The following is a 12,200-nucleotide window of genomic DNA, read 5'->3' on the forward strand; positions in this document are numbered from 1 at the left end:
ACCGGGGCCGGACCTGATGCGTCCAATTGATGTGACGGATTTCCAGAGCATCGGGCGCACTCCGTGGGAACAGCGGTCGGCCTCGGAGATACGGCACTTCGCGCGCGGCCTGTCCGGCTCGGGCCTGGCGGCGGACGCGCGGGCGCTCGGCAGCGCGGGCAACTCGCACGCCGACAGCATCGCGGAGCTGCAGCGCGACGCCGCCGCCCTGGAGCCGCGCTGGCGCGGAGAGGCCAAGGATCAGTCGTACGACGAGATCGCGCGGTACACCGCCCGCGCGTACACGAACGCCGTGGTGCTGCGGCGGCTCGTGGGCAACGTCGAGGAGCTGTCCGACACGGCGTCGGCCACGACCGAGCGGTTCAGCGACCTTCCCGACCCGATGAGCGGAGAGTTCGGCTCGGGCGCCGCGGTGGAGCGGCTCGCCGTGGCGGAGGAGGTGTCGAACACCTACACCTCGCCGGTCCAGTCAGCGGCGTCCACGCTTCCGCTCGGGGAGTCGAACGGGCGGACAGCCTTCCGCCACATCGGGCCGGCGGGGATCAAGAACGACGCCGCCGCCGGGGCGCCCGCGGAGTCGAGCGCGGTGGCGCCCACGGGCGGGTCCGGCGGCGGCGCCGCAACTGCCGGGCAGGGCACCGGCGCCGGGTCGTCGGACACTGGAACGGACACCGGAACGGGCCCCGGCGACGCCGCGCCCACGGGGACGGGCGCCGGCACGGGCGGGAGCAGGGACGCTGCGACGACCGGCAACGGAGCGGGCGCGGCGGGCGCGGCGGGCACCGGGGCGGGGCCGGGCATCTCCGCCGGGACGGGCACCTCAGCCGGGACGGGCGGCGGCGGAACGGGCGGCGGCGCGGGGACGGGCGGCGGCGCGGGGGTGGGCAACGGTGTCGACGCCGGCGCCGGCGCCGATGCCGCGTTCGACGACGGCACGGTCGCGCCGGTGAGCGACACCGAGGCGCCGTCGTCGCTGCTGTCCCCGTCCGCCGCGGTCCCGCTGTCCTCGGCGGCCCGGACCGGCTCGGGGTCGAGCGGGCTCGGCGGGCGGGGCGAGGTCGGGCGCAGTCCCTCGCCGCTCGGGCTGCGGCCGGATACCGCCGTGGCGCGCTCGTCGGCCGCGCCGGTCGGCGCCGGATCGAGCACGACGGGCGCGCGACCCTCGTCGGGGCCCTTGGGCATGCCGGCGGCCGGGGCGGGCGCACAGCGCGGCCAGGGGGACGGGCGGCACCGCGTGCCCGCCTACCTGATCGACCGGCAGAACGGGGAGGAGCTGGTGGGCGGGATGCCGCTCGTCGGGCCGGGCGTCATCGGCCAGTGGAAGTCCGACGTTCCGCCGGACTCCCCGCGGGCACCTGCGCCGCCGGCTACGAGCGAGCAGCGCCCGCGGTGACCGCCGCGACCAGCGCCGGCAGGGTCGTCGCCGCGGTGCCCTGCCAGTGGTAGGTCGCCGCCGCGCTGAGCGGGGTCGACTCGGGGTTGATCTCGATCACCGGGATCCCCGCCGCGAGCGCCGTCTCCGGCAGGCTCGCCGCCGGGTAGACGATGCCCGACGTGCCGACGACGAGCACCACGTCGGCCATGACGACCGTCGCCTCGGCCCGGCTCCAGGCGTCCATCGGCAGGGCCTCGCCGAACCAGACGATGCCCGGCCGCACCCTCGACAGGCAGTGCATGCAGGTGGGTGGCGTCGCGCGCAGCTGCGGCGAGACGTCGGCGTCGTCGGGAAGGAAGGCGTCCGATCCCAGGTAAGTGGTGCCGCAGTGCTCGCAGCGCGGGGCGAAGAGGCTGCCGTGAAGGTGCGACGTCACCGTCGAGCCCGCCCGCTCGTGCAGGTCGTCGATGTTCTGCGTGACGATCGAGACCCTGCGGTGCCCTGCGAGCTCGGCGAGGGCGATGTGCCCGTCGTTGGGGTTCGCTCGCCGCGCGACGTGGGCGCGCCACTGGTACCAGCCCCACACCAGGGCGGGGTCGCGGTTCCAGGCGTCGACGGAGGCGATCTCCTCGGGGTCGTACTGCTCCCACAGACCCCTCTGCGCCTCACGGAACGTCGCGATGCCCGATTCGCGGCTCATGCCGGCGCCCGTGAGCACCGCGACGGACTCGGCGGAGCGCACCAACTCCACGACGTCGCCGGGAACGGCGACAGCGGCGGGGCGGTCCGACGGGGGTGTTCCGGGCTGCATCGGCTCAGACTACCGACCGGCGATCGGGCGAGGAGTGAGGTAACGATTCGATAACAACTGCTACTCGCGGGAAACCCTCGGTGATCACCGTCACGCGGTGGTGGACCTGCGTGGATTCGCGCGTGTATCGGGAATCGGATACACCCGTGAATCGATATCTCCAAGCTACTCGCGGGTATACCGACTGGTTACATATCTGCACGTCAGAGGCGGTGCGAATCCTGTGTTCTCATGGAGCACGGGTTATCCGCGGGCCTGCCGCGGACGTGCCGCCAGAGCGGCGCGCAGCGAGCTGATCCGAGGAGATTCATGACTGTCGACGACTTCGTCACCGCCAACGCACGCACCGCGCAGGGGCCGCGGAGCAACGACGCGCTGGTGGACAGGTTGGCAGCGGGGGAGCAGTACGCGCTGACCTTCGGCGGACAGGGCGGGCCGTGGCTGCCCGGCCTCGTCTCGCTCCTCGAGCAGACCGGCCTCGCCGACGATCCCGAGTACCGCGAGCTCTTCGACGGCTTCGTCGCGCGCGCCGACAGCGTGCTCGAACCCGTCCGTGCGGAACTCCTGCGCGCGCAGGCCCTGACCTTCGACCCGCTGCACTGGCGCGACGCCTCCATCGCCGCGTCCGAGGCGGAGACCACCGGCGACGAGGACGAGGACGCCGCTCAGGCCGCCGCGCCCGCCTCGCGCCGTCTCCTCGCCCCCCAGGTCGACGGCGCCGTCTTCTCCGTCCCCGGCGTCCTGTTCAGCCAGCTCGTGGCCCTCTACGGCCTCGAGGCCCAGGGCCTCGACCCGTGGGACGTGCCGCCCGTCGCCGCCATCGGCCACTCGCAGGGCCAGCTCGCGGTCTCCGCGTTCGCCTCGCGCGGCAACGAGGGCGACCTGCTCGCCATCGCGCGCCTCATCGGCGCTGCGGGCCGGGTCGTCGCCCGCCGCAAGGGCCTCGTCGCGCTCGGCGGCGCCACCCCGATGATGGCCGTCGCCGGCGTCCGCCAGGACAAGCTCGAGAAGCTGCTCGCCGACTTCACCGCCACCGTCGCCTTCGACGCCTGCGGCCCGGTGCTCGCGGTGCGCAACAACCGCAACTCCTTCGTGCTCACGGGCACCCCGAAGTTGCTCGCCGGCTTCCGCGAGTTCTGCGAGTCCGTCGCCGAGACCGAGGAGGAGCAGCGGAAGGAGAAGCTCACCGGCGGCGCCGCCTTCGCCCCCAAGTTCGAGGACGTCGCGGTCGACATCGGCTTCCACCACCCCGCCCTCGCCGACGGCGTCGGCCTGGTCACCGAGTGGGCCGAGCGCTGCGGCCTCGACACCGCCACCGCAGCCCGCCTCGCCGCCGCCGTCCTCGTCGAGCCCGTCGACTGGGTCGCCGAGGTCGAGGACGCCATCGGCAAGGGCGCACGCTGGCTCATCGACCTCGGTCCCGAGGACATCGCCACCAAGCTCTCGGCGGCACCCGCCCGCGGCCGCGGCGTCGGCCTCGTCCCCGCGACCACCCTGCGCGGCGCCCGCAATCTCTTCTCGCCCGGCGGCGTGCCGGAGCTGCCGCTGGCCTGGAGCGAGTTCACGCCCCGTCCGGTCACCCTGCCCGACGGCCGCACGGTGCTGTCCACCCGGTTCACCGAACTCACCGGCCGCAGCCCGATCCTGCTCGCCGGCATGACGCCGACCACCGTCGATCCCGGCATCGTCGCCGCGGCCGCCAACGCCGGCCACTGGGCAGAGCTGGCCGGCGGCGGTCAGGTCACCGAGCCGATCTTCGCCGACAACGTCGCGAAGCTGACCGCGCTCCTCGAGCCGGGCCGCGCCGCGCAGTTCAACTCGCTCTTCCTCGACCCGTATCTGTGGAAGCTGCAACTCGGCGGCAAGCGGATCGTGCAGAAGGCCCGCGCCGCGGGTGCCCCGCTCGACGGCGTCGTCATCACCGCCGGCATCCCCGAGCTGGAGGAGGCCACGGCCCTCGTCGAGGAGCTCACCGAGGCCGGCATGCGGCACGTCGCGTTCAAGCCGGGCACCGTCGAGCAGATCCGGCAGGTGGCGCGCATCGCCGCCGAGGTCCCGCAGTACCCCGTCATCGTGCACGTCGAGGGCGGTAAGGCCGGCGGCCACCATTCGTGGGAGGACCTCGACGAGCTGCTGCTCGTGACCTACGCCGAGCTTCGCGACCGCAACAACGTCGTGCTCGCGGTCGGCGGCGGTATCGGCACCCCCGAGCTGGCGGCCCAGTACCTCTCCGGCGAGTGGTCGCGGAAGTACGGTGCGCCTGCGATGCCCGTCGACGGCATCCTCGTCGGCACCGCCGCGATGGCCACTCTCGAGGCGACCACGTCGGACGACGTCAAGCGCCTGCTCGCGGAGATCCCCGGCACTCCCGACTGGATCGGCGCCGGTCACGCCGGCGGCGGCATGGCGTCGGGCCGCAGCCAGCTGGGCGCCGACATCCACGAGATCGACAACACCGCCTCCGCGTGCGGCCGCCTGCTCGACGAGGTCGCCGGTGACGGCGATGCCGTCGCCGAGCGCCGCGACGAGATCATCGCCGCGATGGCGGGCACCGCGAAGCCGTACTTCGGCGACGCCGACGCGATGACCTACGCGCAGTGGCTCGAGCGCTACCTCGAGCTGTCGGTCGGCACCCGGGAGCAGGTCGCCGCCGCGGACGCGAGCCGCTTCGGAGACTACGGCTGGCTCGACATCACGCACCAGGACCGCTTCCTGTCGATGCTGCACCGCGCCGAGGCCCGTCTCGCGCCGGAGGACCGCGGCCCCATCGAGACCGCTTTCGCCGACGTCGATGCGACCGACGACGCCTACGCCGCGCTCGAGCGGCTGCTGCAGCGCTATCCCGAGGCGACGTCGACCCGCCTGCATCCGGCCGACGTGCCCTTCTTCGTCTCGCTGTGCCGCACTCCCGGTAAGCCGGTGAACTTCGTGCCCGTCGTCGACAAGGACGTCCGCCGCTGGTGGCGCTCCGACTCGCTGTGGCAGGCCCACTCGCCCCGCTACTCCGCCGACGAGGTGTGCATCATTCCCGGCCCGGAGGCCGTCGCCGGCATCACCCGCGTCGACGAGCCCGTCGGCGACCTGCTCGATCGCTTCGAGGCCGAGCTGGTCCGCCGCCGCCTCGGCGAGGGCGTCGTCGCGCAGCCCGTCGCCGGCCGCCGCGTCGTGCCCGGCGTCGATTCGGTCCCGCTCGCCCGGGCCCTCGCCGCCACGAACATCCTGTGGGCCGGCCGCCTCGTGCACAGCCCGGTCGCGCGTCTCGGCGCCGGCAGCAGCTGGACGGTCGACGGCGACTCCGCGCTGCACGAAGCCACGGGCGCCCGCCTGCGGGTGACCGGCCCGAACGCCGTCGTCCTGGAGATCCCGGTCTCCGGCGCCGAGCTCGTCATTCCGATCCAGGTCCCCGACAGCTGCGCCGACGGCGGAGTGCCCGTCGTCGAACTCGGCGCCGCGAGCGAGTCGATGTCGAAGCTGGTCGCGCTCGCCGCCGCGGGCGACCTGCCCGCCGTCACCGTGGAGAACGGAGCTGCCGCCGCCTCCATCACGTTCGACTTCCGCGCCGAGGACGCCGCCGATCACGCGGCGATCACCGCGGACAGCCTCCCCGTCGGGCTGTCGGCCCTGTACGGCGACGAGCAGCTGGCCGTGCCGGACGCCTTCGTCGGCCTGTGCTGGCCCGCGTCGTTCGCCGTGGTCGGCGCTGCCACCACCGCCGAGGGCCGCCCCGTGGTCGAGGGCATGCTCGACCTTGTCCATCTGGACCACGCGATCGAGCTGGCCGCCAACCCGACGCCGGGCGCCTACCGCGCCACCGCGCGCCTGGAGGACGTGACGGCCACCGACATCGGCACCGTCGTGACCGTCGGCATCGACGTCCGGGCACCGGGGGCCGACGCCCCCGCCGTCGTCACGACCGAACGCTTCGCGATCCGCGGCCGCACCGGTGAGGCCGAGCTCGCCGACCCGCAGCCCGCGGGCGGCGCGCGTGGCGAGACGGCCACCGAGACCCCGCGCAAGCGGGTCCGCCAGGCCGTGGTGAACGCGCCGCAGGACATGAGCGGTTTCGCCGCCGTCTCCGGCGACCACAACCCCATCCACACCTCGCAGGTCGCCGCCAGCCTGGCGGGCCTGCCCGGCCCGATCGTGCACGGCATGTGGCTCTCCGCCGCCGCGCAGCAGGTCGCGTCCGCCTCGAACGGCGACGTCATGCACCGCAAGATCCGCGGCTGGACCACCCGCTTCCTGGGCATGGTCCTCCCGGGCGACGAGGTGCAGTTCACCGTCGAACGCGTCGGCATCGACCGCGGCGGCGAGTTGCTCGAGGTCACCGCGCGGGTCGGTGACGACCTCGTGATGGCCGCGTCGGCCGTGGCCTTCCCGGCCGTCACCGCGTACGTCTTCCCGGGCCAGGGCATCCAGGGCAAGGGGATGGGCCTGAACCAGCGCTCGCGCAGCAAGGCCGCGCGCGAGGTCTGGGACGCCGCCGACGCCCACACGCGCGAGAAGCTGGGCTTCTCGATCCTCGCCGTGGTCCGCGACAACCCCCTGTCGATCCGCGCGAACGGCACCGTCTACTCCCATCCCGACGGTGTGCTCTACCTGACCGAGTTCACGCAGGTCGCGATGGCCACCGTGGCCTGCGCGCAGCTCGCCGAGCTCACCGAGATCGGCGCCCGCGTCGACGACCCGATCATCGCCGGACACTCCGTGGGCGAGTACAACGCGCTGGCCTCCGCCGGCGTGCTCCCGCTGGGCACGATCCTCGAGACCGTCTTCCACCGCGGCCGCATCATGCAGCAGCTGGTGCCCCGCGACGAGCAGGGCCGCAGCCCCTACGCGATGGCCGCGCTCCGCCCGGAGCTCTTCGACGTCGACGACGCCGAGATCGCCGAGTGGGTCGAGGGCAATCTGGAGGGCGCCGACGAGTTCGCCGAGATCGTCAACCTCAACCTGCGGGGCGCGCAGTACGTCGTGGTCGGCAACCAGGCCGGGCTCGACGCGCTGGAGAAGGCGATCGCCGAACGCACCGGCAGCCCGAAGGCCTTCCAGCTGGTGCCGGGCATCGACATCCCGTTCCACTCGTCGGTCCTGCGCGACGGCGTGCCGGAGTTCGCGGCGCGCCTGGAGGAGCTGGTGCCCGCCGAGTTCGACTACACCAAGCTCGTCGGCAAGTACCTCCCGAACCTGGTGGCGCGCCCGTTCGAGCTGACCGCCGACTTTGCGCTCTCCATCCTCGACGTGGTGCCCAGCGAGCCGGTCCGCGCGCTCGTCGCCGACTGGGACGCGGCCGCCGCGAACCCGATGGCCACGGCCCGCACCCTGCTCATCGAGCTCCTCGCGTGGCAGTTCGCCAGCCCCGTCCGGTGGATCGAGACGCAGGACCAGCTGCTCATCGACACCGACCACGGCGGCCTGGGCGTCGAGCGGTTCATCGAGGTGGGCCTCGCGTCCGCCCCGACGCTCGCGAACCTCGCCAGCCGCACCCTGGCGCTCGCCTCCTACCAGCGGGCCGCCGCGACCGTGCTCAACGCCGAGCGCGACGCCGCGAAGGTCTTCGCGACCGACGAGGACGTCCCGGAGGACGAGGTCGACGACGCGCCCGCCGAGGCCGCGGCGCCCGCCGCGACGGCGGCCCCGGCCGCCGCGCCGGTCACGAGCGCACCGTCGGGCGGCCCCCGACCGGCCGACCTCGGCTTCGACGCCGCGGACGCCACCCGCGCCATGATCGCGATCTGGACCAAGATGCGTCCGGACCAGCTGGAGAAGACCGACACCATCGAGACGCTGTGCGACGGCGTGAGCTCGCGCCGCAACCAGCTGCTCCTCGACCTGGGCAGCGAGCTCAACCTCGGCGCCATCGACGGTGCCGCAGAGGCCGACCTGCCGACCCTGGCCGGCACCGTCACCAAGCTGGCCCGCACGTACAAGCCGCTCGGCCCCGTGCTCTCCGAGACCGTCGGCAACCAGCTGCGCAAGCTGCTGGGCTCGACCGGCAAGCGGCCGAACTACATCACCGAGTACGTGACCGGCACCTGGGAGCTGGGCCCGGGCTGGGCGCAGCACACTGTGCTCGCGCTGGCCACCGGCACCCGCGAGGGCGCCTCGGTCCGCGGCGGCGACCTGGCGACGCTGCTCGACGGCCCCGTCTCCAACGCGGCCGCGCTCGACGCGCTGATCGACCGCGCGGTCGCCGAGGTCGGCGCCGCGCAGGGCGTGCCCGTCGGCAAGCCGTCGGCCGGCGGCGGTGGCGCGGGCGCCACCGTCGACGCGGCGGCGCTCGCCGAGTTCACCTCGGCGATCACCGGCCCCGATGGCGCCCTGGCCGCCTCGGCCCGCGTGCTCCTGAGCAAGTTGGGTCTCGAGGACGAGCAGGGGGGCCTGCCCTCGCTCGACGACGAGTCGGAGCGGCTCGCCGCGCTGATCGCCACCGAGCTGGGCGACGACTGGGCGACCTCGGTCGCGCCGGCCTTCGACGCCAACAAGGCCGTCCTCATCGACGACCGCTGGGCCAGCGCCCGCGAGGACCTGCTCCGCGTGTGGAACATGGACCCGGCGACCTTCCCGACCTACAGCAAGCACATTCTGGAGACCGCCAAGGGCGCAGGCAAGGCGCTGCAGGACCAGGCGCGGTGGTGGGAGAAGAAGGCCACCGAGGCCGGCCGCCCGGAGCACGCCCGGGCCTACGCCTTCCTTTCCGGCCTGGCCACGAGCAGCCCGGAGCCGGGCGTCTACGCCGGCGAGGTCGCCGTCGTCACCGGGGCCTCCGCCGGGTCGATCGCTGCGGCCGTCGCCGCGCGCCTGCTCGCGGGCGGTGCGACGGTGATCGCGACGACCAGCCGGCTCGACGACAAGCGGCTCGACTTCTTCAAGGAGCTCTACCGCACCAGCGCCCGGACCGACGCCGCGCTGTGGGTCGTGCCCGCGAACATGGCGAGTTACGCCGATGTCGACGCGCTCAGCGCGTGGATCGGGGAGCGTCAGGCCGAGACCGTCGGCCCGTACACCATGGTCCACAAGGAGGCCCTGGTCCCGACGATGCTGTTCCCGTTCGCGGCGCCCCGCGTCTCGGGCGACATGTCGGACGCCGGCCCGCGCGCCGAGCTCGAGATGAAGATCCTGCTGTGGTCGGTCGAGCGGCTCATCGCCGGTCTCGCCGCCATCGGCAAGGACACCGACCTGGCCTCGCGGCTGCACGTCGTGCTCCCGGGTTCGCCGAACCGCGGCATGTTCGGCGGCGACGGTGCCTACGGCGAGTCGAAGGCCTCCCTGGACGCCCTCGTCACCCGCTGGAGCGCCGAGAAGTCCTGGTCCGAGCGCGTCACCCTGGCTCACGCCATCATCGGCTGGGTCCGCGGCACGGGCCTCATGGGCGGCAACGACCCGCTGGTCGAGGCCGTCGAGGCGGCCGGCGTGCGCACCTGGTCCACCTTCGAGATGGCCGACAAGCTGCTGGCGAACGCCAGCGCCGAGGCGCGGGAGCGCGCCGCGACGGCGCCGCTGTTCGACGACCTCACCGGCGGCCTGGGCGGCGTCACCCTGGATATGAAGGCGCTCGCCGAGCAGGCCATGGAGGCCCGCCTGGCCGAGGCCGCCGAGGCCGAGGACGAGGGCACCATCGACGCCCTGCCCGGCGCCCCGGTCGCCACCCTCCGCGAGCCGGAGTGGGGCTCCGTCGAGGCCCGGCCCGAGGACATGGTCGTCATCGTCGGCGCCGGCGAGGTGGGCCCGTACGGCAGCTCGCGCACCCGCTTCGAGATGGAGGTCGACGAGCGGCTCTCCGCCGCGGGCGTCGCCGAGCTCGCCTGGGTGACCGGCATGATCACCTGGGAGAACGACCCGGAGCCGGGCTGGTACGACACAGAGTCGGGCGACCTGGTGCCCGAGGCCGAGCTGGCCGACACCTACCACGACGCGGTCGTCGAACGCTGCGGCATCCGCGCGTTCAGCGACGACGGCGACATCGTCGACCAGGCGGCGCCGCTGCTGGTGTCGGTCTTCCTGCCCGAGGACATGTCCTTCGTGGTGGCGAACGAGGCCGAGGCCCGCGCCTTCGCGGACGCGGACCCGGAGCACACCGTCGCGGTGCCGATGGAGTCGGGGGAGTGGCGGGTCACCCGTAAGGCGGGCACCGAGATCCGCGTGCCGCGTCGCACCAAGCTGCTGCGCAGCGTGGGCGGGCAGGTGCCGGACGGTTTCGATCCCACCCACTGGGGCATCACGCCCGAGATGATCGAGTCGGTCGATCGGCTCGCCCTGTGGAACCTGGTCGCCACCGTCGACGCCTTCATCTCCGCGGGCTTCGAGCCGGCCGAACTGATGGAGTACGTGCACCCGTCGCACGTCGCCAACACGCAGGGCACCGGCATGGGCGGCATGAGCTCCATGCGCGACCTGTTCATCAACACCCTGCTGGGCGAGCCGAACCAGAACGACATCCTGCAGGAGGCCCTGCCGAACGTCGTCGCCGCCCACGTGGTGCAGAGCTACGTCGGCAGCTACGGCGCGATGATCCACCCGGTCGCGGCCTGCGCCACGGCGGCGGTCTCGGTGGAGGAGGGTGTCGACAAGATCAAGGTCGGCAAGGCCCTGTTCGCGGTCACCGGCGGCTTCGACGACCTGTCCATCGAGGGCATCACCGGCTTCGGCATGATGCAGGCGACCGCGGACAGCGCCAAGATGCTGTCCAAGGGCATCAGCCCGCGCCGCTTCTCCCGCGCCAACGACCGGCGGCGCGCCGGCTTCGTCGAGGCGCAGGGCGGCGGCACCGTCCTGCTGGCCCGCGGCGACGTCGCGGCGAAGATGGGTCTGCCGGTGCTCGGCGTGGTCGCGTGGGCGCAGAGTTTCGGCGACGGTGTGCACACGTCCATCCCGGCTCCCGGCATGGGTGCGCTGTCCGTGGCCGCCGGGGGCCCGGAGGCGCCGATGGCGCGCAGCCTGCGGCAGCTGGGGGTGGCGGCGGACGACGTCTCGATCATCAGCAAGCACGACACGTCGACGAACGCGAACGACCCGAACGAGGCGAACCTGCACGAGCGGATCGCCGCGTCGATCGGCCGGTCCGAGGGCGCACCGATGTTCGTGGTCTCGCAGAAGTCGCTCACCGGTCACGCCAAGGGCGGCGCCGCCGCCTTCCAGCTGATCGGCATGTGCCAGATGCTCAACGACCAGGTGGTACCGCCGAACCGCAGCCTCGACTGCGTGGACGACGAGATGCGCAAATACCCGCACCTGGTGTGGCTGCGCGAGACCCACCGATTCGACGCGAGCTTCCGCCCCAAGGCGGGCCTGCTCACCTCGCTCGGCTTCGGTCACGTCTCGGGCCTCATCGCGGTCGTGCACCGCGACGCCTTCCTCGCCTCGCTGGAGCCGGCGGCCCGCGCCGCGTACCTCGCGACGGCGCGCGAGCGCGAGGTCGCGGGTGCCCGCGCGGTGCTCTCCGCGATGTGCGGCCGGTCGAGCCTGTACCGCAAGCCCCCGGCGGGCCGGCGCTTCGGCGCCGACGCCACGGCGGAGGCGACGGACCGGAACGAGGCGGCCCTGCTGCTCGACGAGGCCGTGCGGCTCGGATCCGACGGCACGTACTGCGCCGACGGATGCCGGTAGCCCGCTAGGCTTCCGCCATGGCCGTGGTGGGAGTCGGGATCGACGTGGTGCACGTGCCCGGGTTCGCGGAGCAACTCGCGCAACCCGGGACCACGATGCTCTCGTCGTTCAGTCCCGCCGAACGACGGGACGCGGCGGGCGACGTCCGCTCTTTGGCCGCCCGGTGGGCGGCCAAAGAGGCCGTCTTCAAGGCGTTCTCGTCGGGCTTCTACGCTCAGCGGCCCGCCGAGCAGGAGGTCGGGGCGCGCGAGGTGGAGGTCGTCTCCGATGCCTGGGGACGCCCGGCGGTCCGGGTGTACGGCCGCATCGCGGCCGACTTGGGGCCGGATGCGACGATCCATGTGTCACTCACCCACGACGGTGATACTGCGGCGGCGGTCGCGGTGATCGAGAGAACGTAAAGAGCGCGGC

4 protein-coding genes are annotated in these 12,200 nt (G+C 73.4%); 3 read left to right on the plus strand and 1 reads right to left on the minus strand.

Features of this window, described 5'->3' with window-relative positions; translation table 11 throughout:
* Positions 1-31: 31 nt before the first annotated feature.
* Positions 32-1,393, plus strand: a complete 1,362-nt coding sequence (locus FK529_RS20735; protein WP_146562508.1) for a hypothetical protein — start codon at positions 32-34, stop codon at positions 1,391-1,393.
* Here FK529_RS20735 and FK529_RS14750 read toward each other — a convergent pair.
* Positions 1,368-2,186 carry an SIR2 family NAD-dependent protein deacylase gene (locus FK529_RS14750; protein ID WP_146562511.1) on the minus strand — a complete coding sequence of 273 codons (819 nt, stop codon included), beginning with the start codon at positions 2,184-2,186 and terminating at the stop codon, positions 1,368-1,370. The genes FK529_RS20735 and FK529_RS14750 overlap by 26 nt on opposite strands.
* A gap of 309 nt (positions 2,187-2,495) precedes the next feature.
* Between FK529_RS14750 and FK529_RS14755 the strand changes: the two genes are divergently transcribed.
* Both FK529_RS14755 and acpS read left to right on the plus strand, forming a co-directional pair.
* Positions 2,496-11,789, plus strand: a complete 9,294-nt coding sequence (locus tag FK529_RS14755; protein ID WP_146562514.1) for a type I polyketide synthase — start codon at positions 2,496-2,498, stop codon at positions 11,787-11,789.
* 17 nt (positions 11,790-11,806) lie between these two features.
* Entirely contained in the window at positions 11,807-12,190 is a 384-nt protein-coding gene (acpS, locus tag FK529_RS14760; RefSeq protein WP_146562516.1) for a holo-ACP synthase AcpS, read from the plus strand.
* The last annotated feature ends 10 nt before the right edge of the window (positions 12,191-12,200 follow it).

Origin of the sequence: Tsukamurella asaccharolytica, assembly GCF_007858435.1 — a bacterium.
Lineage (GTDB): Bacteria > Actinomycetota > Actinomycetes > Mycobacteriales > Mycobacteriaceae > Tsukamurella > Tsukamurella asaccharolytica.

What these genes read in the sequence shown, in the direction of transcription:
- FK529_RS14750 (WP_146562511.1), bottom strand. Translation starts at nt 2,186, where the DNA reads ATGCAGCCCGGAACACCCCCGTCGGACCGCCCCGCCGCTGTCGCCGTT.
- FK529_RS14755 (WP_146562514.1), top strand. Translation starts at nt 2,496, where the DNA reads ATGACTGTCGACGACTTCGTCACCGCCAACGCACGCACCGCGCAGGGG.
- acpS (WP_146562516.1), top strand. Translation starts at nt 11,807, where the DNA reads ATGGCCGTGGTGGGAGTCGGGATCGACGTGGTGCACGTGCCCGGGTTC.